Genomic DNA, 21,754 nt, shown 5'->3' with positions numbered 1-21,754 from the left:
TATTTATTCTCTTTTAATGATTACTGCTTAATTTCTATTTATCTGAAAACATATCGCAATTTTATGCCAAGACTTCTGCCTGGCAGGGGACGATTAAATTCCGACAATACCATGGCATTGGTCAGGTTTTTTATTTTTCCCGAAAGGAACAGGCGCTGATTCATAAAACTGTGCTCAAAACCGAGATCTACCGTTGTACTTTGAGGAATACGCCGTTTTGCATTTTCTGTGATTTCAAAGTCATAGAGATATTCTTCCACAAAAGCCATATCGACAAATAGCCGTGTGTTTTGCCCTTTGCCACCGAAAAGATTTTCTTTATGAAACTCCAAGCCTGCATTTGCCATGAGATAAGGAATATTTGGCATTCGTTTCCCTTTTGTTGCATTGGGTATATTACTACCTTCTTCATACTTTCTTACATCGCGTAAATCTTGGTAATTAACATTACCATAACCATATAAGAAAGGAAAGAGGTCGGCCTTCACTTCAAACTCCACACCAAGGGTTCGCATTTCTCCGAAATTTTGGTATTGAGCACCGAAAATCCCTTTTGTAAAACGAATCATATCCTGCAAATACATATAGTATCCACCCAATTCTATTTGGAGATTACTCAGGTGAGTTCCGGTTAGATCATAGAGTAAACCGGCATTCACACTCAAGTTGCGTTCAGGCAATAATCGCTCCGACGGACTAATGGTATAGCCATCACCTAACAATTCATTCTCTGACGGAATACGTACATCATATCCACCCGACAATTTTGCCATAAAAGAGGGCGTCAAACGATAGCGCATGGCATTACTAAATCCGATACTGTTCTTATTCAAATGAATATCCTCTAGAGGGATGTTTACATAAATATTTTGATAGGAGGTATTCATCGAATACCAATAATATCTCGAAGTGAGCGAATTGAGAAACTTATCATTCGCCGTGCGGTAATCGTAAGTCAGACCTACCGTCCAGCTTCGCATATGCGAGTCAAAATCCGTTTTCTTCCCCAAACTTTGTTCCTTGGTTGGGTCTGAAGGATACCCATTGGCCAAGGTGAAAACCGAATTAAAACTGATAGAATGATGCTTATCTATGAGGTATTCCAGATTCAACTTATTCATCAATGTGACTTTCTTATTATCCGATTCTGAGGCGTATCGTGTACCCAGTTCACCACCATAGAGCGAAGGAGTGGGATAAGCCTCTCCACTCCAATCATACCATACTTTAGCGGTGTCTACCAGTCCATATTGCGTATAGCCAATCGCTGTACTCATATCCAAGTCTAATCCTTCTAACAGAAAATTATCTTTCTCCAATTTATTGGCTAACAAATACATACGCGATCTTGTATGCGCCTTTCTTATATCGGCTTCTATACCTTGTATCTCCTTATAAGTATCAATGAATACAGGTTCAAACTCAACTTCATCAAACCACCACTTCTTGGCTTTAAGACTTCCTCCTACGAGTATTTTCCTAAAATTGTCATGATTACGTTTAATTTTCAATCCTTTAACGTAAGGAGACTCCATCGTGTAATTATTGTCAGCATAAGTATAGCCTCCTCCAATGCCAAATACCAATCCGGCCTCTTTCAAGTTTCTTTTGAACACCGTTTGCGCTTTATTGACATTAAACGATTCACGAGTATAGCTTAGATCTGCATAACGATCCGGATATTCTTTTATGACGATGTTAACTGCACCTCCCATTGACGATCCTCCAAACTTGGCAGGAACCACGCCTTTGTATATCTCAATCCGATCAATCATATCAATAGGTATATCATTGAGGTCAATAAAATCTGATTGGTCATTCAGAGGCGTTTCATCAATAAAAAACCCAATACGTTTGCCCTCTAAACCACGTACAGACAATCGGGAAGTGCTCCCCACCCCCCCGGAAGAACGAATGGCAACACCTACCGTCTTCGCCAATATTCCTTGTACATCGCTCACAGTTCCCTGTAGCTGCTTCATGCTGATGACAGTCACCGGCATGGCTTGCTCCCGGATTTTACGAGCTTCGCTTTTACCCATCACCACCACCTCGTCAAGCGATTTAGCTTCGGCTTTCAAGCGAATAATAATCTTCTTCCCACTCTCTTGACTCACGGTTACTCTCTTAACTAGTGTGTGATAACCCATAAACTTCACGGTGAGTGAATAAGTGCCGAAAGGAATGCCTGAAAAAGAAAATTCGCCGTATTTATCCGCTACGTCGCCCTTTCTCAGTGCCTCAATAAAAATGGTTGCTCCGGGCAATAGTTCTTCGCCTGTATCGTCGATAACCACGCCCGCAATTCGTCCGCCTCCTGTTTGGGCGGATACACTGATGCTCATGAGCATCAATATTAATAGAAAAAATAGTACTCTCTGTTTCATTGTTTATCTATATAATTGTTTATCTATATAATTGTCTATCTCAAACAAATATTGATCTTCTTCCCATCGGAAAGTGTTAGATCTTTTTCAGTTACTGATCCTTCACCACTGAGTATCATGTCAATCGGACCATATAACTTAACACCAAAGAGGTTTCTGTTCAAAAAGAAGAGCGAGCCGCACATTGCACGCGGCTCGCTCGATAGAATAAACTGTTGTTCATCGCCTCTAAAAGCGAAGACAACAAGTCAGCCAATAAATCGTTCTTGCAAAGATCATCATCATAGATATTGCTCAGACCGATACCCAATCGTTTAGTCTGACGCATAGACATAACCTTAAAGTCTTTCCTTAAAAAGACTTTCCACACTGTTTCAGGCAATAACTTGCGTGCATAATCCCTCGTTGTTTGCATCAGTCAAAAAATAGTTCTTCGTTTTACAGTGCAAAGTTCGAAAGATTTCTTTTTGACTACAATACCTTAAAATAATGATTTTTCAATTAAAATATCCCCTATTATAGTAATTCAACCAACTAGATTATTATACTCAATAGATCAATTACGCATCAACCGAAGCTATAAGTATGTACTTAAAAAATGATCGTTAGATTCTTACTTATACTCCGCCCGTGCCTCAAAGATTACTCAATAACAGCGACGTATCCACCATTTCTAGCCAACTTAATCTTGATTTTGCTTTTACAATTAACTGTTGACGTTTTTTTTCGATAATCCATGGCTTGGCGATTTGCATTGATGCCATCTTCAAAAGAGGTCAGATGAAAATCCTTGTTTGCCTCTAAGAAATCAAGGCTAAGCTCAAATGTTCTCTCTTTTTCTTTATTATTCGTGATCCCCCCTATAAACCATTTTCCCCCTTTACGTTTGGCCACAATGGCATATTCACCAATTTTAGCATCAAGCGCTCTGGTTTCATCCCAGGTTGTAGGAACTTGCGTGATAAATTGAGTGCATTCTGCATTTCTGTAATACAGTGTCGGGTTATCTGCCAACATTTGTAAACCACTCTCAAACATCACAAATAAAGCCATTTGATAAGCACGAGTACCGATACTTGCTGCATTAGGGCGTTTTGCGGCATAAACTTCGGGCTGCATACTGATCATGGCGCCCGGCGTATAATCCATTGGACCAACGGCATTACGCATAAATGGGAGGTAAAGACTGTTATCCGGCAGACACCCTTCCATTTGCTCGATCCCCCTGACTCCTTCGTAGGCTAAAATATTAGGATATTTATATTCTAAGCCCGATGGTTTGAAAGCACCATGAAAGTCAACAAACAACTTATTTTTAGCTGCTTCTTTAGCCACACGTTCGTAGAAATTGACCATCCATTGGTCACTTCTGTTCATAAAATCGATCTTTACCCCTTTAATCCCCCATTCTTTAAACGTTTTAAATAGATCGAAGTTATTTTCCACAGCCAACCAAGTCAACCACAAAACAATCCCCACATTTTTTTCTTTTCCATAGCGTATCAATTCATGCAAGTCAATTTTAGGATTAGGAGTATAAGGATTATAGGTATCTTTAGCCCATCCCTCATCCATTATCAGGTAAGGAATCCCAAATTTAGAAGCAAAATCAATATAATACTTGTAGGTTTCTAAGTTATAGCCGGATACGAAGTTAACATCCGGTCCGTACGGAGAAGCATCGTTCCACCATTCCCAAGTCACTTGACCGGGAGTGATCCATGAGACATCCGACAATTGATTTTCACCGGCCAATTTGCAGTTCATGGTATTCTCGATCAATTGTTTATCCTCTTTAACGATCACAAAATATCGCCAAGGAAAACTTCTACTACCGGATGTTTTAGCAATATAATCCGCCTCTTTGATTATTTTCAAACTTCGATCTCCATCTTCGCCATACAGAAGAGGAACTTTTGGGAATACACCTGTTGCTCCATGGCCGTCAGTTCCTTTTAAGAAGAGACCGGGATAATCTTGCAAATCCGATTCACTCAATAAAATTTTATAGTCTTTTTTGGTGTCAATCAGTATAGGCAGAACAGACATACGGTCGGATGTTTTCCATTTATTGCTTTCTAAATGTGTATAAGGCTCCTCATAAGCTGTTCTAAAGTCGTATGGTTGCTGCAAATGAAGGGTATATTCTTCGGGGAAGTGAATACGAAAATCTTCATTGGTGACTTCAATCGAGTCTTTCAAAGTGGTTATGAATCGATAAGCGATTCCATCATCAAAAGCACGAAACTCCACGACATAATGTCCCTTAAACGACAACATCAATTGGTTGTATGTATTATCGATTGTCGAATGTTTGAAAGGAACGACCGGCTTTATGGTTTGTTGAACATGATTTATTTTCTTTTTCACAAGCTTAGGATTGCTTCCTAACGTCTGTTTACCAATAGTTAGACTTAACACATTATCGGTGAGCAGTTTTTCATTTTCACAAAGAACATCATAATAGATCTGATCCGACAAACGAACTTTAAGATTGATCTTCCCATTTGGAGAACTTAAATTTACTTCTTTTTGCGCTTGAGCAACCAATGTCAAGCAACTAATAAAAGCCCAAATCACAAGTTTTCTTTTCATTTTTTTGAAGTGTTTATTAATAGTAAATAGTTTTTCTGGCGGCTTCTTTCGTTTCTCTTCTTGAGAAAGCGATCTTTTAGTTTCTCGGGGTCGACAAGTCTCCTAAGCTGCTCTTCCGATCGAACAGGAAGACGTTGCCCACTCTTATCTCCTTTAACCCTCAAGAAGTTAGTTGATATTTCTTTTGCAAATATAGCATTTCTAAAAAGCAAACGACGTCTTACTCGTTTTTCTTCTCGACTTTAAACTTTGCAACCAACTTGCATTTAAATCCTTTTATCTTTGCAAACAGATAAAACAGACGATTATGAAAGAAGATTTTATTATAGATTTGCTCAGTGATCTTGGAATCAGACCAACCACCACACGCGTTTTGATCTTTCAGTTTATGACCAACCAAAAGAACACGTTTAGTCTTCGTGACATTGAAGATGTTCTGCTCCACATAGATAAGTCCACAATCTTTAGGACACTGATTCTTTTTGAAGAGCACCATCTAGTCCACAGCATTGAAGACGGAAGCGGCGTGATGAAATATTGCTTATGCCCGAATTACGGAGCCTGTGACGAGCACGAATCACACTGTCACTTTTACTGCAAGACATGCAAAAAGACCTTCTGTCTGGACGACAGTGTTACGATTCCGGAGATCCCTCTACCCCAAGGATTCACGATGACTCAGATCAATTACATTATTAAAGGGATTTGCAATAAATGTTCACTCACTAAATCATAACCATCATGGGAAATCATCACAATCATTCACCTAAAAGTAATGCCGAGAAAAATATCTCGATTGCCTTTATTCTCAATTCAGTCTTTGTCGTCATTGAACTTGTAGGAGGCCTCATGACCAACAGTATTGCCATCCTATCCGATGCCTTACACGATTTTGGAGATTCACTCTCATTAGCCATCGCTTGGTTTCTACAACGGAAATCCAAACATCAAAGAGATGCCAAATACTCATATGGCTATAAGCGATTTTCATTGCTAGGAAGTGTCTTTCTATCCGGCGTATTAACGGTCAGCTCGATCTTTATTATCATAGAAGCGGTTAAACGCCTCATCACCCCCGCCGAAGTCGATGCACAAGGCATGTTATGGCTGGCTATTTTCGGCGTTCTGATCAATGGAGCTGCAGCACTGAGGGTAAAAAAAGGCTCGTCCATCAACGAGCGTTCGGTCTATTTGCACATCATGGAAGATGTCTTGGGCTGGATTGCCGTACTTGTGGTCAGCGTGATCATGCAATTTGCCAAGTTCCCAAGTTTAGATCCCCTGCTTTCATTGGGCATTAGTCTTTGGGTGCTGAGCAACGTCTACAAAAACATCAAAGCCACCTTTCAGATCTTCCTTCAAGCGATCCCCGAAGATATCGCAACCGATGAATTAAAAGACAAGCTATTAAAGATCGATGGCATACTCTCTATTCACGACCTCCACCTCTGGAGTCTTGACGGCGAATCACACGTCATGACGCTACATCTCGTGACTCGCCGAGAGGATCCCACGGCAATCAAACAACAAGTGATAGAAATTGCATCCGAATACCAGATCACTCACTCTACGATCGAGTTAGAGAGTCCGGATTCGACTTGTCTAACCTCTTGTGAGGAGATCAATTAAAGAATAATCGACTTTTGCAACCAGGTTGCAGAAAGAGACCCCTATATTTGCAAAAGACATCAGAAGCATTGAGTAATAAACATCAAAAGCATTGAGTAAAAAACGTCACATCCCATGGATTGTTCTATCAGTATTCATCTTATTGATAGCCCCTTATATACCTCATCATCATCACGAAGGTATACCATGCCTTGTTGAACGTTGCGAGCAAGACAGCGGCTCCGGGCACGACTACATCGAGCATCAAGAGTCGCTACCAAAGCCCGTTACGGCGACTTTATGTATTGAAAATATTCAGTACCTCACGGCTAAATCAGATCAGAAACATCCGGCTTCATCCGGCCATTATTTCATACCATCGGCCGATTTGGCCCCGTTAAATCGTGCGCTTAGCTCCGACATCGACGTCAGAACACAGCTTCTATATAGTGCATATATCATCCATGACCTCTCTACCGAGGTCATACCCTCCAACGGGTTAAGAGCCCCTCCTTTTACGCTAGTCTAAAGCCCCATCCTCGGGTCTTTTTCCATGTGCCTCTCTCGATTGAGGCACCTCAGGTTCTGTATTTCTAAACGTACACCACCGTTTACAATCCGCCGTTTCCATTCCGGCTCAATCGTTTATGATTCCGACATCACAGATGTTATACGGAACCATAGCACCCCTGTCGGCTCATCACGAAACCGGTGTCCGGGCAACTTCCGGACATGCCAGAGAAACGGGACAACAAGGAGGACTCTCCATCTCAAAACAATTTTAAAACAGAAAAAAAATGAAAACAACTCTATTTAGCCTATTCATAATAGCCTCACTATTTATGGTGAGTTGCAATTCATCGACTAATAAGGATCAAGATCACTCGAAAGAAGCTCAGGAACAGCATGCCGAAGGTGATGGTCACGATCATGGCAGTGAAGCCGAGGAAGGTGAACATGCCGACGAGATTGCGTTTACCGCCAAGCAAGCCGAAGCGGCAGGATTAACCACCGAAACCGTCAGCCCTTCTTCATTCCGCCATGTCATTAAGACGAGCGGACAAGTTCAGGCTCCACAAGGCAATGAGCAAACCATAGCGGCAACCAGCTCCGGCATTGTCTCGTTTGTAAACCCTTCTATTACCGATGGTATCGCTGTTCGTACAGGAGAAGCCATCGTCACCATCTCGGCCAAGAACCTGCAAGAAGGTGACCCGGCAATCAAAGCTAAGATAGCCTTTGAGACCGCACAAAAAGAGTATCAACGAGCCGAGAAGCTAGTGGCAGATAAGATTATCTCCGCGAGAGAATTCGAACAGACCAAGTCGAGATACATGACTGCCAAAACCGCTTATGAGGCACAAGCAGCCAATGTCACCACATCGGGTATCCGAGTTCCCTCTCCGATCAATGGCTATCTTAAGAATCGTTTGGTGAGCCAAGGCGATTATGTCTCTATAGGACAGCCCATAGCCACGGTGACTCAAAACCGTCATCTTCAACTTCGCGCAGAAGTCTCGGATAAGTATTTTAAAGATCTGCAAAACATCAGCAGCGCCAATTTCAAGACCACTTACGATCCCACCATCTATAAGTTGTCCGAGATGAATGGCAAGCTACTCTCTTATGGTAAAACCACCAACAATGAGTCGTTTTATATTCCGGTGACTTTCGAGTTCAACAACGTCGGACATCTTGTTCCCGGGACATTTGCCGAGATCTACCTGTTGGCCGCACCACGGACAAATATCATCTCTGTGCCCGTCTCGGCGCTGACCGATGAGCAAGGCGTCCATTACATCTACCTTCAAGTAGAGCCCGAAGCCTTCATCAAACAAGAAGTGACAGTGGGCCAGAACAATGGCGAACGCGTTGAAATCACCAAAGGCCTACAAGGCGGCGAAAAGGTAGTTATAACCGGCGTGACGCAAGTGAAATTAGCCTCCGCATCCGGTGCAATTCCCGAAGGTCATAATCATTAACCCTTGAAAGAAGTTAAGCTATGTTGAATAAGATCATAAAATTTTCTCTCAACAATCGGTTGGTCGTACTCGTTGCATCCGTATTGTTGATGATAGGCGGAATATTCACCGCTACCAATATGGAGGTCGATGTTTTTCCGGACCTCAATGCGCCTACCGTTGTTGTCATGACAGAAGCCAAAGGCATGGCTCCCGAAGAAGTGGAGCGATTGGTCACCTTTCCCCTCGAAACCGCCGTCAACGGGGCGACCGATGTCCGTCGTGTCCGCTCCTCATCGACCACCGGGTTCTCTATCGTATGGGTCGAATTTAATTGGGGAACCAACATCTACATTGCCCGTCAGATTGTTTCCGAGAAGCTGGCGATGGTCAAAGATCAGCTCCCCTCCAACGTGGGGAATCCGACACTTGGCCCCCAATCGTCCATTCTAGGAGAGTTGATGTTTGTGTCGCTCACTTCCGACACCACGTCCCTACAAGAGCTCCGCACGATGGCCGACTGGACCATACGTCCACGCATCTTGGCCACCGGCGGTGTGGCACAGGTCACCGTTCTTGGTGGAGAGATCAAAGAATACCAGATCCTTCTTAACCCGGAACGAATGAAGCATTACAACGTCGGCTTAAATGAAGTCAACGCTGTGGTGTTAAACATGAATCAGAACGCGGCAGGTGGAGTGTTGTACGAATATGGAAGCGAATATATTATTCGTGGCGTCCTTTCGACCGACAACGTAGAGGCCTTGGGTAAAACCGTCGTCAAGACAGTCGACGATGTCCCCATTCTACTCGAAAATATAGCCGAGGTGAAGATCGGCAATAAAGCCCCTCAAATCGGTTTGGCCTCCACGCGCACAAAGCCGGCCGTCCTCATGACCATCACCAAGCAGCCCAATACCAGCACACTCGATCTGACCGATCAGCTCGATGCCGCACTTGTGGAATTACAAAAAGGGGTGCCGGCCGATGTAAAGATGGCCACCGACATCTATCGTCAAGAGCGGTTCATCAACAACTCGATCGATAATGTACAAAAGTCCCTTTACGAAGGTGCGATCTTTGTCATTATCGTCCTTTTCATCTTCTTGATGAATGTCCGCACCACCCTGATCTCGTTGGTGACTATCCCTCTCGCTCTGGTGACCTCGATACTCGCCCTCAAATGGATGGGGCTTACCATTAACACGATGAGTCTGGGAGGTATGGCCATCGCCATCGGATCACTGGTCGATGATGCCATTGTCGATGTGGAAAACGTGTTCAAACGCCTGCGAGAGAACCGAAACAAACCCGAGAGCGAACGCAAGAGCGTGATGACCGTGATCTTCGATGCCAGTAAGGAAGTGCGTATGCCTATCTTAAACTCCACCTTGATCATCATTGCCAGCTTCGTGCCCCTATTTTTCCTTTCAGGTATGGAAGGCCGCATGTTGGCACCGCTAGGCATTGCCTTCATCGTGGCTCTATGTGCGTCCACTCTAGTCGCCTTAACCCTTACGCCGGTCTTGTGTAGTTACCTCTTGAATAAAACCAAGAAGAACAATAAAGAGCCCGAAAAAGAACCTTGGATTGCCCGTCAGCTCAAGCAGGGATACGACAGACTACTCACGTGGGCCCTTCAGCATAAGAAAGTCGTGCTGTCGATCACCGGTGCCATGCTGATTGGTGCCATCGTGATCTTCACCACCTTAGGGCGTAGCTTCTTACCCCCTTTTAACGAAGGCTCATTCACCGTCAGTGTGAGCACTCTTCCGGGCATCTCTTTGGAAGAATCCGACAAGGTTGGCCGTATGGTCGAAGAGAAGCTACTGACAATTCCGGAGATCCAGACCGTTGGCCGCAAGACCGGTCGTGCCGAGCTCGACGAGCATGCCTTAGGAGTCAACGTCTCAGAGATAGAAGCTCCTTTTATCCTCGACAAACGCTCCAAAGAAGAAGTCTTGGCCGAGATCCGTGAAAAGGTGAAAAACATTCCCGGTGCCAACGTCGAAGTCGGGGCTCCCATCACCCACCGTATCGATGCGATGCTATCAGGCACACGCGCAAGTATCGCCATCAAACTATTCGGAACCGATCTCAACCAAATGTTTTCCATCGGTAATCAGATCAAGGGGGCCATTAAAGACGTTAAGGGGATTGCGGACTTAAATGTGGAGCAACAAGTCGAACGTCCACAGTTAAAGATCGAGCCCAAGCGTGAAGTATTAGCCAAATATGGGATCACCCCTCCCGAGTTTGCCGAGATCGTCAATGTCATGCTCGCCGGAGAAGTCGTTTCGCAAGTTTACGAAGGCAACAAATCGTTCAACCTAACGCTTAAGGTAAACGATGCCAGTCGTGAGACAGCCGACAAGATCCGGAACCTCATCGTCGATGCCAAAGGGCGGAAAGTCCCCCTCAGTCACATTGCCGAGATAACCTCCTCGGTTGGTCCCAACACGATTAACCGTGAGAACGTCTCTCGAAAGATTGTTATCTCCGCCAATGTAGCCGGTCGCGATTTGCTGGGAGTTGTAACCGACATTCAACAGATTGTAGACGAAAAGATCAAACTTCCGGAGAACTACCGTATTGAGTATGGCGGTCAGTTTGAGAGCGAGCAAGCCGCATCACGCACGTTGATGATGACGTCGATCTTCTCGATATTCGCCATCTTCCTACTGCTCTTTAATCAATTTAGGAGTGTGACGCAATCGGTGGTTATCCTGCTCAATCTACCGTTAGCCATTATTGGTGGTGTTGTAGCCATCTGGATCACAGGAGGGGTCATCAGCATCCCGGCCATCATCGGATTTATATCCCTCTTTGGTATCGCAACGCGTAACGGTATGTTGCTCATCTCCCGTTACAACGATCTCCAAGACGAAGGATATTCAGCACAAGAAAGTGTCTTGCACGGTTCTTTAGATCGATTAAATCCGATTCTGATGACCGCATTAACCACCGGATTGGCGCTTATCCCCTTGTCAATCGGGGGAGATCTACCGGGGAATGAGATTCAAAGTCCGATGGCCATCGTGATCTTAGGGGGACTGTTCACCTCAACGCTGCTCAACGCGTTCATCATTCCGATTATGTATCTTTTTACCAACAAACAAATCGTCGAAGAAGTCATTACCGACGACGAAATCAAGGAGGCATAACCATGAAGAAAATCATTTTAACCCTCATCGCAATTGTAGCGACAAGTTCGCTCTTTGCACAAAACTCGATCGATGAGTTGCTCAACACCATCGAACAAAACAATACGACGCTCAAAGCCTTGCGAGAGTCGGCCGATGCACAGAAGTTAGGTCAGCGTACAGGCCTCTCTTTACCAGACCCGGAGATTGGTTTCAACTATCTCTGGGGCAACCCTTCCACCATTGGAAAGCGCCAAGACCTCAGCATTAAGCAGAGTTTCGATTTTCCGACCATCACCGGTTTGAAAAGGAAAGTCGCCGATCAACAAAACAAGCTCGTCGATTGGCAATACAAGGCCGACCGGATGAGCCTCTTGCTTGAAGCGAAGAACTACGGCTTAGACTGGATCTACTACAATTCCCTAGTGGACGAGCTGACTCTCCGCCTAGCCCATGCCGAAGCCATTGCCGTGGGACAGAAAGAGCGCCTAAAGAGTGGTGAAGGCAATATCTTGGAATACAACAACGCTCAACTCAATCTATCCAACGTCAAAGGAGAGATCTCCCGCATCGAGACCGAACGCAACAATGCCCTCTCCCAACTGACCCGGTTGAATGGAGGGAAAGTCCCCTCTTTCAACCCCTCTCGGTTTGAGGCCATCGATATGCCGATTGATTTTCTTCAATGGTACAGCATAGCAGAAGAGAAGAATCCAATCCTATCGTATGTCAAACAGGAGGTGGAGCTCAGCAAAAAGCAAGTCTCCCTCAGTCGATCCATGGGACTGCCCACGTTATCGACCGGCTATATGAGTGAGAAAGTCGTCGGACAACGGTATCAAGGCATATCGATCGGGATCTCGATCCCTCTATGGTCGAATAAGAACCGGGTGAAACAAGCCAAGAGTGCCGTTCGTGCGGCAGAAAGTCGGAAGATTGATACCAAGCAACAATTCTTCATTCAGCTACAAACCCTCTACTCTCGCACCCTGGGACTGAAGAAAGTGGCAGAGACTTACCGAGCATCATTGAAGAATGCCAACAACAGTACCCTGCTCAAACAAGCGCTTGATACCGGGCAGATCTCAATGTTAGATTATATCGTAGAAGTGGGGCTTTACTACAACACGATCGATCAAGCTTTAAAAGCAGAACTTGATTATCAGAAAGCCTTTGCAGAACTGTCTGCTGTCGAACTCTAATGAAACGTAGATACAGACGCGCTTTAGAACGAGAAAAGGCAAAACGTCAAAAGCGAAAAAGCGGCCCACCCCGATGGGTGGTGATCGCTAGTCTGTCGAGTGGTGCAGTTGCCGGTTTCTGTTTCTGGTATTTCGTTTCAAGATGCGGAAGTGAGGATTGCTTTTTCAACTATTATCCCCTCATGGAAATTGTATGTTCACTACTGATCTTCTATGCGTTACCTCATGTGATCTACGGGAGTCGGTGAGTTCAACGATCCGGTAACTAAACGATCCAATAGATGGGTTCAATAAAAAGGGTGGCCCTGCTTCAATTAGAAGCAGAGTCACCTTTTTTTGTCGATCCCATTCCTAGCACAGGCTCTTACTTATACTCCGCCCGTGCATCAAAGCAGGGGCACGCCTTACGCATGGATAGCGTTTTAAAAAGTGTGTAAATCCCAATATTTCTTAGATTTGTATTGTAACCTAAAATGAAAGAGAAATGGAATTTACACAAGAACAAATGTCTGAAATTATTTCTTCACTTACAAATGGTAAAGAAGGATTTCAGGAATTAATCCGTTTAGGGATGGAATCCTTAATGAAATCAGAGCGTAAGATTTATAATTCTCAGACTGATGATGTGAGTAATGGCTATCGTGATCGTCGAGTATGTCATGGCGGTCAAATGTTTGAGATTCGCGTTCCTCGGAGTCGTGAGAGCAACTTTTATCCTGTTTTATTAGGGGTACTTAAAGATCAAGAAGCTGAAGTTCAGCGCTTAATTTGTAGTTTATACGCTCAAGGCTTGACCACCAAGCAAGTTGGTGATATCTCTGAGGAATTTTACGGTAAGCATTATAGTAAGAGTCAAGTAAGCCGGCTCCTTGATACGGCACGTGGAGATGTTTCTGCGTGGCTGAACCGTAGATTAGATGCACGTTATCCAATCGTTTATATTGATGCTACGTATGTTGCCACCAGGCGCAATGACTCGGTTTCAAATGAAGCATACTACGTAATATTAGGAGTAAAAGAAGATAGAACTCGTGAGGTCTTATCAATTGTGAATTTCCCAACCGAAAGTGCTTCCAACTGGCTTGATATATTCGATGATATAAAAGAAAGAGGAGTTAGTGAGATTAATTTATTTGTATGCGATGGCTTATCTAGTATTGAAAATTCTATCGCACATGCATTTCCTGGTGCAGATATCCAATTGTGCACGGTGCATTTAAAGAGGAATATATTGGGGAAAATTAAACCTCGAGATAAAAAAATAATTGCGGCTGAAATGCAGATAGTATTTAGGCCAGATCAAGATTTGGCCACCCCTGAAAGCTCACATAAACAATTTCTAGATTTTATAGATAAATGGGTGAAGAGTTACCCCATGCTTAAAAGGTATAAACATGAAAGGTACAAATTCTATTTCACTTATTTCAAATATGAGAGAGAAATAAGAGGTATGATATATACAACCAATTGGATTGAACGACTCAATAAGGATTTTAAAAGAGTGCTGAAAATGCGTGGCGCGATGCCAAACTATGATTCTGTGATATTATTGCTTGGCAATGTGGCTATGAATAAAGATGTATTTAAATATCCAATTTACAACTTTCTTGAATCAAAGCTTTTTATCAAAACAGAATAATTATATTTTTGAGAAATATTTATGCCTAAGAAATAAAACATACACACTTTTCTGAACATTACCTACGCATGTTCGCCGTAAGTTGATAATGCCCCGCCACCACGGCACGAGGGAACACCTTCTTCAGTTCCTCGACGACCCGTCGGAGCGACTCTCGCTGCGCCTTCGTTCGCGTATCGGCCGGATGTCCCAAAGCATCGAGTCCCCCTTCATAACACACCCCGATGCTGTTGAGGTTGAACCCGCGCGCATGCGCCCCCACCTCAGCGAATGGGCGCGTCTGATGCACCACCCCATCGGTGGTGATGTACAAATGGTACCCAATCTTCCGAAAGCCCCGTTGCAGGTGACAAGCCAACAAGTCGTCCACCGTAAACGGATGCCCGGCTCGCGTGGCCGAACAATGTACCACAATATAAAAAATCCGGCGGGGATTGTACTCCGCCAGACTTAATTTAAGATTCTTCTCAAGGTTCTTCATTCCTTCATTTAACCATTTAATTAGTTAATCAGCTAATTTCACCGATTATAAAGTAAAACGGTCCCCTTAGAATCCCATGCACGAGGTCGTCGTGATGGTAGAGATGATCGCCGTAGCGATGGTAATAATAATCTGAAGCACTTGCTTAAACACATTCTTTTTCATCCGTTCAAATTCGTTTTAAAGGTTCGTACTGTAAATATCTATCTCAGAAAGACAACCGAAGTCCGTGGTTATCCGATGGGATCTGGAGCCTCACCGGTTCCGTCGTCCGTTTTACCCCCGGCAGGTTTACCGGTGCTCTTCTTCTCCTCCGTTTTGAGCGAGAACTCCATGGCTTTACAGAGCTGGCGCAAATCCTTGCCCGGCAAGAAACGCACACGCGAGCGACTGATGCAGGTGATGGGGTTGAACTTCTTCGGATCATCCACCGGTTTACCCGTACTGATGGTCACCCTAAAACAACCCAACTCACCCAGAGAGACACTATTGCCTTCCTCCAACTGGTTGTGCAACTCACGCAAGAACTCCCCGATCACCCCGTTCAACTCACCTATCGAATACGTCGACCGTTGGTCGATACATTTCACCACATCCTCAAGGCCCACCAGTTTCTCTCTGACGGCTTGCGCATAATACTTCGCCGGCTGAGTCGGCTTCAATGGATTTTTTCTCTTGACAACAACAAATTTCTGTGACATAATCATTTTAATTTTAAAGGTTAAACACTCAGTTTCTTTGTTAATTAACACGACAAATATACCACCTCGCACAAAGTCAATGGACGACATTGAACGACACTGAACGACAGAAATCCAATAAACGACGTTTAAAATTTAAATTCCGTAGAAAACCCAAAAGAGTCAACGCCCATCTCTGCAAGTCTCAATATTTAGCTCTCAGACTCCCCGATCGTTTGCCCGAAAACCGCCTCATTTTCCTCAAAACGTGCTCGATCTTTGGTCAGAAAGCCCCTCTTTTCAATCGCTAATCCTTTGAAATCTCCTCAAAAAACAGTAAATTTAAAGGATAAAAGAGAGATTTAAACGTATTAAAATCAAGACAATTATGGAAGATATAAAGACCCCTATGGAAGAACCAAAATTCACCATTCGCTGCTACAACAAGGTCGACCTGGCCACCATCTATTTCAAAACCCTCACCCCCAACGTCGCCGTGGCTAAGCTCCGCCGCTGGATGCGCAACTGCTCCGGTCTGATGGACGAGATCGACAGCGGCGACTTTCACCCCAAATCGAAGATGTACACCGCCCGCGAAGTGCGACTCATCGTGCGTCATCTGGGCGAGCCCGACTAAAACAGGCGTTAGGCAACTCCAACCCATACTGCGTCACCTCCGGACTATCCGCCTCGAGCCAATCGAGCCAATTCCCGTCGCCCAACTCATCCGTTGTCGCTTCCACTCTCCTCCGGTCGGCAGCACTCTTGTTCCGCTCGCACAGGGTTTCCACGCCGCCAAACGACGAGTAACGCCCATTCAACACGTTATAGCGAAACAGCGCCTCACCGGGCTTCCCCAAGTGCTTAAACTTCACCTTGTCGACATACACCCTCACGATGCCCGCCCCATCATCACGGTCGACCACCAACCCAAAGTCCGCTTTATTGAAGAAATCCGCCGTACCACTGATATCGTACATCTCCGGACGATGCGACTTACCCGTGATATCCTTGTTCATCTTACGCGGATGCGCCACCAAGATCACCAGACAATGCGACTGTTGCGCAAAGCGCGTCATCTCGTTGAGGAACGACGACAGATACTGCGTCTCCGTCTGCCCCGGACGCATGGTATGATCGAACCGGTTGAGCGGGTCGAACACAAACACCCGACAGCCGCGACGCTTCACCAACTCCCGACACGTATCGAACACCAGATGCGGCGATGCCTCACCCTTGGGACAGATGTGCGTCACGTTCTTCTGCAAGAAACCGACCACCTGACGAAAATCTAATTCCGTGACTCCATTTCCCTGTTCAAACTTACGCCCCAACAGCTTATCAGCCAATTTGTTATAGTGATACACCACCGGCACGTTCTCGGGACTGAAGAAGCCGATCTTCCAACCGTGCAACAGACAGAGACGCAACACCAGTTCATCGACAAACTCCGACTTGCCCGAACCCGGAACACCCGTCACCACCGCCAAACGATTCAACTCGAACGAGCACAGATCGTCCAAAGCCGCCCAACCCGAGCGTGCGCCCGACTGCAACCCATTGCGATACAACACCTCAAACTCGCCGACCACCCGATCGGCCGTCACCACCCCTTCCAGAGGTACCTCCTTCGCCTGATCGAGCATCACCTGTAAGCTCGCCACACCATAACGTTGCAAGTGCTCATTCGCATCCTTGCATCCCTCGCCAAACGACATGATCCGACACCGATACGCCCCGAAGTACTCCACCAACGCCCGACGAAGCCCCTCGCCCGCAGCATCGCGATCCACCGCAATCACGATGGTCTGCTTATCGTCGAAGTGCGACGCCTTAAACCGATCGAACGCCGCCAGACTCGCCTGAGCCCCAGTGGGCACCGAGATGGCATACGGTCGCCCGGCCGTGACAAACGCCAACGCATCGAACTCCCCTTCGGTAACGATCATGATGGGCGAATCCCGCACCGCATCGATGTTGTACGGGATAATCTCCGCCCCGGCGAGCATCTTAAACTTCTTGTCGAGCGTGCGGAACTTCGTGTTCACTAACTGTCCCTCCTCGAAATAGTTGAAACAGATGCACCGTTCCGCCTTGCCCGTCTGCGGCATCACCGTGGTCTGCTCCGTGATCCGCATCCCGGCAATCGTCTTCTGCGAGATGCACCGCTTCTCCACCAGATAACGTTCCACCTCCTCCGAGAGCGTCAGCTTCGAGGCATCGAACACCGGACGTTGGAAATGCTGCGGCACAGACCGAACGCTTCGTTCCCGACGCTCCTCCTTTTCCCGTTCCTCCTGCACCGTGGGCACATAAAACCGATGCCCACAGTGGTAACAATGACACCAACCCGTATCGAGGTTGACATACAGCGATTTGTCACGTTTATTCTTGCGGGTCGACCGACATTCTTCACAATACGTTTTTAAACGTCCGGCCGACCGTCCACGCGTATCGATGCCGAATTTGGCAAAGTCTCTAAATTCCATAGTTGTAGATTATTTTAAAGTTAAACACGATTATTCTTTTCAAACTAAACACATAGATGCATCAAAGTCACACACTGTCGGTTAAAGCGATCCCGCCATCTTTTACAACGATGCACGGTTACCCCATCAACGATGTACGGTTAGCCCATCCAACGATGCACGGTTACTCTATCCGACAACCTAAAGTTAGCCTACCCAACGACCTGAGGTCGGACTAAAAACCGAATACTTCGACGGCCGTGGGGTCGCATACATCGGGATCTCTTCGCCTGTCGGATAGAACCGTCGTCCATCATGATGCACCTCATACCGATACGGGTTGCGTGCATCACGCGCCTCCTGCTCATCCTGCAAGCGCTTCTTCAGCAGCTTCAACGTGTTCGAGTCCTCACGCATGAAGTTGGAAAAGTAATACTTTACATCGCACCGCGTGACCAGCCCGCCTGACGTGCCGTACAGCTCCACATGCTCCTTAAACAGTTCCAAGATTCGATCGACCGACTTCATAAAATCGCGACCCATCTTCGAATGCATCGCCACCTGACGCAAGTACGTCTCATCGTCCAGCAGATCGTCGACCCAGTCGCGCCAAGGCTTTTCCGAGGCAGAAGAAGGGAAAGAATCAAAAGAAGATTTCTTGCCCGAGGAAACTCTCGTGGCAGCAGCAGCGGCAGAAACAGCGGCAGGAGACTCAGCGTCAGGAACATAACCGGAGCAAGGATCTACCGTCGACCGAGAGTATCCTTCTCGAGTAAAACGAGATGAAGATGAACGAGAAGAAGATGAACGAGACGAAGGCGACTGAGAAGCCGATAACCGGGAAGTCGACGGCCGGGATTCCAAACGCCCATAGCCCCGATTGTCTCGACCCGAACGGTTGGGAACCACCCGAGTAGCAGAATCATTAGGAACCGACCGAGTAGCGGACTCATAAGAAACCGCCCGAACAGTAGACCGACCGGAAGAAGAAGAAACAGGACGATCAACAGCCGGTCGTTGATTCGTTCTTGGCGAATCCATCCCCGACCGATCCATTCTTGATTGATTCGTTCTTGACTGAGCTGTTCTTGACTGATCCGATCTCGGCTGAGCTATTCCTGACTGATTCATTCCCGACCGATCCGATCTTGGCTGATCCGATCTAGCCGAAACCCTTTGTTGAGAATTCGGAATCGCGGCCATTGGTCTTTGAGGCATTTGGCCGTTGTTTTTTTCTTTTTTTCTCTCTCTAATCTTATATAGAGATATACTATTAATCTTTGCGCCCGCGTATGTAGAAAGCTGGCGACTGTCAGTCAACGAGTTACACGTTTTCTTAATCTCTTTTTTCACATTCGTTAACTCAGAACGCTCACTGAGTGACTTTTTCTTCGGATCACCGCCCTGTAACTTATTTTCCTTAGTTGTGAGCTTTTTAATCCTCAACCGAAGCATAAAATCGGTCACCGACGGCGAGAAAAACTCCTCCCCATCCATCACAAACAACCCATAATTCTTAATGATTTTCATCAGGAAGTTAGCCCGAACATGCGCCAGACGCGCCACCGTCGAAAGCAACACCAACGGAAAACGATAGTCCTCCTGGTGACGGAGCAAATAATTCAACATCATATAAGCCCCATAACCGACTAAGCCCTCACATTCCATCAAGTTCAACACCCGTTCATCCATCAATCCCAAGTCCTCTTTTAACGTCACATCTAGTTTTTTCATTTTTTTAAAATTTAAGATCGTTTTAAGTATTCTTTGATTACAAATCAAAAAGCCGTTTAAACAACAACATTAGCCAACGTACCAAACGGGAGTAACTCACAGTTTAACAACGTCTTAATACGTCACTCGGCCACCGCTTAAATCGGCGTCATCCCATTCGCTTGCGATGACACGACAAAGGTACCACCCCCTACATCAAGTGATAGCGCAATTTTTTGCGCAGTCTAAAAGTCGCAAAAGCCGTAACTTGAACAAATTAAACACCAAGACAAATCTTAAACAAAATGAAAACAGTAAAGGAAAACGACAATTATTTTCTAAATATAGCAATGACAAGATGCAAGTTAGTTGGACAACTCGAACATAATCTACGATTATCGACACATACACCGGTGATCGACCTCGAAGAGCTCGCCGAACTCCCGAAACGCACCATTAATTATATTGAGAGCGAAGGACACAGCACTTCCACCAACGTTGCCATTCTTTTCGAACCCTACCCTCGCTATTTCGGTTGTAAATTCTATTTACCAGAATTTCTTAACCTCGTGTTCAAGGCTATCGAAGAGGGCCAATCCATCCGACTCCTCCCCATCCTCCCCACCAAAGGTACCGAAGGGATTGAAGACACCGAAGGGATTGAAGACACCGAAGGGATTGAAGACATTGAACCATTCGAACCATCGGAAGACCAAAAACATCCCAAAGGCGATGAACCGTGGCCTTCCGAAAACCATAACCAGTGGCCCTCCGAAGACCAAGAATATCTCAAAAACGAGAAGTCTTTCAGGAATTTGCCCAACGAATGTACGCTCCTATCAGTCGCACCCAACCGTTCGCATCCCTCAAAGCTAGAAATCCCCTACGATAGGCTCGACCAACTCATCGACCAATACCATTCAGATGCCGAGAAGAACTGCCTCTGCATCGGACATTTCGAAGAACAACTCCGTTGGCTGTGTGGACTTTCGCGTGAAAACGTCGAAGAAGAGACTCACATCGCCCGCAACACCATCCACAGCGCAGAAACCCAAGGTCATTCCCGCTGCCTAATTCTCTCCGAATTACTCGACTTTTACGCTCGTCAACTTCACGTCGAGATCTCCTTGAAAGTCTTCCTCGACGAGATCTACAAAGCCATCACCCAAGGCTATGGCTTGCGAGCCGTGATCTTTGACCAACGTTCCACCGATCGAGCAACGACTTCGGAGGGCATTCGAATAACGCCTCCGAAGGTCGATAGAATAACCCCTTTGGAAGTTGACCGAGGAGTTGAACCGGAGACCAATCCGAAGGTCAATCCGGAGACCAATCCAAAGATCAATCGAGAAACCACCCAACAAGAAAGAGTACGCAGAGCGCCCGGAGTCGTGCTTCGTAGTGCTATCACGACAGCAGAAGATTTAAATAAATTAAGACAAATAAGAATGTACAACTATTTAAATTTCGAGAATCACGATGGAAAATTACGGACAAAAAGGGAATCATAAAAAAGTGAATAAATCTTATTTTTAACACGATTTAAACCATTAAGAATCAACGGAGGAGGTTAGATGAAAGAGATACGGTGGTCAGGAAAACGGAGTACGGTGGTCAGGAAAACGGAGTACGGTGGTCAAAGGAATGGAGTACGGTCGTTGTAGCTCCGGAATGCGGTCGTTATCGCACCGAGATGCGGTCGTCATGGAGCTAGAATACGGTACTTTTGACTTCATTGATAGCATTGATAGCATTATCCGCTAACTCAGCAGATCTTAACTTTGTGCCACACCACGACAGCGCAAGATACCATAGAAGCCTATTTCCTGCTACCCAACGTCAAGAAAATCCATTTAGCAGAATACCGTCAACGCAGG

Annotated in this window: 19 protein-coding genes; 11 read left to right on the top strand and 8 right to left on the bottom strand. The window is 45.6% G+C overall.

The genetic code is table 11. The features are described from left to right. Positions 1 to 38: 38 nt before the first annotated feature. From AC4PG5_RS03085 to AC4PG5_RS03075, 3 genes are all read right to left on the bottom strand, one after another. Positions 39 to 2,387: a TonB-dependent receptor gene (locus AC4PG5_RS03085; RefSeq protein ID WP_492029994.1), complete on the bottom strand. Its 2,349-nt coding sequence runs from the start codon at positions 2,385 to 2,387 to the stop codon at positions 39 to 41. Positions 2,388 to 2,547: 160 nt separating this feature from the next. Continuing rightward, positions 2,548 to 2,715 (bottom strand): hypothetical protein, encoded by a 168-nt coding sequence (locus AC4PG5_RS03080; RefSeq protein ID WP_492029993.1) that lies wholly within the window; start codon positions 2,713 to 2,715, stop codon positions 2,548 to 2,550. A gap of 314 nt (positions 2,716 to 3,029) precedes the next feature. After that, a complete protein-coding gene (locus tag AC4PG5_RS03075) occupies positions 3,030 to 4,982 on the bottom strand; it encodes a glycoside hydrolase family 97 protein (RefSeq protein ID WP_492029992.1) in 1,953 nt (650 codons plus the stop codon). Positions 4,983 to 5,289: 307 nt separating this feature from the next. Between AC4PG5_RS03075 and AC4PG5_RS03070 the strand changes: the two genes are divergently transcribed. The 9 genes from AC4PG5_RS03070 (at position 5,290) to AC4PG5_RS03030 (ending at position 14,535) form a co-directional block, all read left to right on the top strand. Beyond that, complete coding sequence (locus AC4PG5_RS03070; protein ID WP_492029991.1) at positions 5,290 to 5,718, top strand: Fur family transcriptional regulator; 429 nt, start codon at positions 5,290 to 5,292, stop codon at positions 5,716 to 5,718. Between the two features lie 5 nt (positions 5,719 to 5,723). Continuing rightward, the gene (locus AC4PG5_RS03065; protein WP_492029990.1) at positions 5,724 to 6,611 is read left to right on the top strand and encodes a cation diffusion facilitator family transporter; all 888 of its coding nucleotides are present in this window, start codon (positions 5,724 to 5,726) and stop codon (positions 6,609 to 6,611) included. A 91-nt stretch (positions 6,612 to 6,702) separates the two neighbouring features. Then, complete coding sequence (locus AC4PG5_RS03060; RefSeq protein WP_492029989.1) at positions 6,703 to 7,119, top strand: DUF6769 family protein; 417 nt, start codon at positions 6,703 to 6,705, stop codon at positions 7,117 to 7,119. A gap of 118 nt (positions 7,120 to 7,237) precedes the next feature. Next, on the top strand, positions 7,238 to 7,375 hold the full coding sequence (locus tag AC4PG5_RS03055) for a hypothetical protein (RefSeq protein ID WP_492029988.1): 138 nt from the start codon (positions 7,238 to 7,240) through the stop codon (positions 7,373 to 7,375). A 12-nt stretch (positions 7,376 to 7,387) separates the two neighbouring features. Beyond that, the gene (locus tag AC4PG5_RS03050) at positions 7,388 to 8,572 is read left to right on the top strand and encodes an efflux RND transporter periplasmic adaptor subunit (protein WP_492029987.1); all 1,185 of its coding nucleotides are present in this window, start codon (positions 7,388 to 7,390) and stop codon (positions 8,570 to 8,572) included. A 20-nt stretch (positions 8,573 to 8,592) separates the two neighbouring features. Next, complete coding sequence (locus AC4PG5_RS03045) at positions 8,593 to 11,715, top strand: efflux RND transporter permease subunit (protein ID WP_492029986.1); 3,123 nt, start codon at positions 8,593 to 8,595, stop codon at positions 11,713 to 11,715. 2 nt (positions 11,716 to 11,717) lie between these two features. After that, positions 11,718 to 12,896 carry a TolC family protein gene (locus AC4PG5_RS03040; RefSeq protein ID WP_492029985.1) on the top strand — a complete coding sequence of 393 codons (1,179 nt, stop codon included), beginning with the start codon at positions 11,718 to 11,720 and terminating at the stop codon, positions 12,894 to 12,896. Further along, positions 12,896 to 13,144 (top strand): hypothetical protein, encoded by a 249-nt coding sequence (locus AC4PG5_RS03035; protein ID WP_492029984.1) that lies wholly within the window; start codon positions 12,896 to 12,898, stop codon positions 13,142 to 13,144. Before AC4PG5_RS03040 ends, AC4PG5_RS03035 begins: the two co-directional genes overlap by 1 nt. Positions 13,145 to 13,380: 236 nt before the next feature. Continuing rightward, positions 13,381 to 14,535 (top strand): IS256 family transposase, encoded by a 1,155-nt coding sequence (locus tag AC4PG5_RS03030; protein WP_492028566.1) that lies wholly within the window; start codon positions 13,381 to 13,383, stop codon positions 14,533 to 14,535. Between the two features lie 58 nt (positions 14,536 to 14,593). On the opposite strand, the gene AC4PG5_RS03025 is transcribed toward AC4PG5_RS03030, so the two are convergent. The 3 genes from AC4PG5_RS03025 to AC4PG5_RS03015 form a co-directional block, all read right to left on the bottom strand. After that, positions 14,594 to 15,016, bottom strand: coding sequence for an N-acetylmuramoyl-L-alanine amidase (locus tag AC4PG5_RS03025; RefSeq protein WP_492029983.1), 423 nt, complete (start codon positions 15,014 to 15,016; stop codon positions 14,594 to 14,596). A gap of 66 nt (positions 15,017 to 15,082) precedes the next feature. Continuing rightward, on the bottom strand, positions 15,083 to 15,181 hold the full coding sequence (locus AC4PG5_RS03020) for a smalltalk protein (RefSeq protein ID WP_492029982.1): 99 nt from the start codon (positions 15,179 to 15,181) through the stop codon (positions 15,083 to 15,085). A gap of 68 nt (positions 15,182 to 15,249) precedes the next feature. After that, positions 15,250 to 15,717, bottom strand: a complete 468-nt coding sequence (locus AC4PG5_RS03015; RefSeq protein ID WP_492029981.1) for an HU family DNA-binding protein — start codon at positions 15,715 to 15,717, stop codon at positions 15,250 to 15,252. 367 nt (positions 15,718 to 16,084) lie between these two features. Here AC4PG5_RS03015 and AC4PG5_RS03010 point away from each other — a divergent pair, with 367 nt between their 5' ends. Then, on the top strand, positions 16,085 to 16,333 hold the full coding sequence (locus AC4PG5_RS03010) for a DUF4248 domain-containing protein (RefSeq protein WP_492029980.1): 249 nt from the start codon (positions 16,085 to 16,087) through the stop codon (positions 16,331 to 16,333). Here the strand turns inward: AC4PG5_RS03010 and AC4PG5_RS03005 are convergent. Together AC4PG5_RS03005 and AC4PG5_RS03000 are read right to left on the bottom strand one after the other, a co-directional pair. Beyond that, positions 16,302 to 18,185 carry an AAA family ATPase gene (locus AC4PG5_RS03005; RefSeq protein ID WP_492029979.1) on the bottom strand — a complete coding sequence of 628 codons (1,884 nt, stop codon included), beginning with the start codon at positions 18,183 to 18,185 and terminating at the stop codon, positions 16,302 to 16,304. The two genes, AC4PG5_RS03010 and AC4PG5_RS03005, sit on opposite strands and share 32 nt — an antisense overlap. A gap of 186 nt (positions 18,186 to 18,371) precedes the next feature. Next, positions 18,372 to 19,898 (bottom strand): DUF7833 domain-containing protein, encoded by a 1,527-nt coding sequence (locus AC4PG5_RS03000; protein WP_492029978.1) that lies wholly within the window; start codon positions 19,896 to 19,898, stop codon positions 18,372 to 18,374. Between the two features lie 284 nt (positions 19,899 to 20,182). Between AC4PG5_RS03000 and AC4PG5_RS02995 the strand changes: the two genes are divergently transcribed. Further along, positions 20,183 to 21,388, top strand: a complete 1,206-nt coding sequence (locus AC4PG5_RS02995) for a hypothetical protein (RefSeq protein ID WP_492029977.1) — start codon at positions 20,183 to 20,185, stop codon at positions 21,386 to 21,388. Positions 21,389 to 21,754: the final 366 nt, after the last annotated feature.

The organism is Bacteroides sp. QWL-09 (genome assembly GCF_058683585.1).
Note: the sequence above shows the minus strand (reverse complement) of the source record. Positions and strands in the feature narration are given on the sequence as shown.

Coding starts and splice junctions, on each gene's coding strand:
- AC4PG5_RS03085 (WP_492029994.1), bottom strand. CDS start 2,387: ATGAAACAGAGAGTACTATTTTTTCTATTAATATTGATGCTCATGAGC.
- AC4PG5_RS03080 (WP_492029993.1), bottom strand. CDS start 2,715: ATGCGTCAGACTAAACGATTGGGTATCGGTCTGAGCAATATCTATGAT.
- AC4PG5_RS03075 (WP_492029992.1), bottom strand. CDS start 4,982: ATGAAAAGAAAACTTGTGATTTGGGCTTTTATTAGTTGCTTGACATTG.
- AC4PG5_RS03070 (WP_492029991.1), top strand. CDS start 5,290: ATGAAAGAAGATTTTATTATAGATTTGCTCAGTGATCTTGGAATCAGA.
- AC4PG5_RS03065 (WP_492029990.1), top strand. CDS start 5,724: ATGGGAAATCATCACAATCATTCACCTAAAAGTAATGCCGAGAAAAAT.
- AC4PG5_RS03055 (WP_492029988.1), top strand. CDS start 7,238: ATGATTCCGACATCACAGATGTTATACGGAACCATAGCACCCCTGTCG.
- AC4PG5_RS03050 (WP_492029987.1), top strand. CDS start 7,388: ATGAAAACAACTCTATTTAGCCTATTCATAATAGCCTCACTATTTATG.
- AC4PG5_RS03045 (WP_492029986.1), top strand. CDS start 8,593: ATGTTGAATAAGATCATAAAATTTTCTCTCAACAATCGGTTGGTCGTA.
- AC4PG5_RS03040 (WP_492029985.1), top strand. CDS start 11,718: ATGAAGAAAATCATTTTAACCCTCATCGCAATTGTAGCGACAAGTTCG.
- AC4PG5_RS03035 (WP_492029984.1), top strand. CDS start 12,896: ATGAAACGTAGATACAGACGCGCTTTAGAACGAGAAAAGGCAAAACGT.
- AC4PG5_RS03030 (WP_492028566.1), top strand. CDS start 13,381: ATGGAATTTACACAAGAACAAATGTCTGAAATTATTTCTTCACTTACA.
- AC4PG5_RS03025 (WP_492029983.1), bottom strand. CDS start 15,016: ATGAAGAACCTTGAGAAGAATCTTAAATTAAGTCTGGCGGAGTACAAT.
- AC4PG5_RS03020 (WP_492029982.1), bottom strand. CDS start 15,181: ATGAAAAAGAATGTGTTTAAGCAAGTGCTTCAGATTATTATTACCATC.
- AC4PG5_RS03015 (WP_492029981.1), bottom strand. CDS start 15,717: ATGTCACAGAAATTTGTTGTTGTCAAGAGAAAAAATCCATTGAAGCCG.
- AC4PG5_RS03010 (WP_492029980.1), top strand. CDS start 16,085: ATGGAAGATATAAAGACCCCTATGGAAGAACCAAAATTCACCATTCGC.
- AC4PG5_RS03005 (WP_492029979.1), bottom strand. CDS start 18,185: ATGGAATTTAGAGACTTTGCCAAATTCGGCATCGATACGCGTGGACGG.
- AC4PG5_RS03000 (WP_492029978.1), bottom strand. CDS start 19,898: ATGAAAAAACTAGATGTGACGTTAAAAGAGGACTTGGGATTGATGGAT.
- AC4PG5_RS02995 (WP_492029977.1), top strand. CDS start 20,183: ATGAAAACAGTAAAGGAAAACGACAATTATTTTCTAAATATAGCAATG.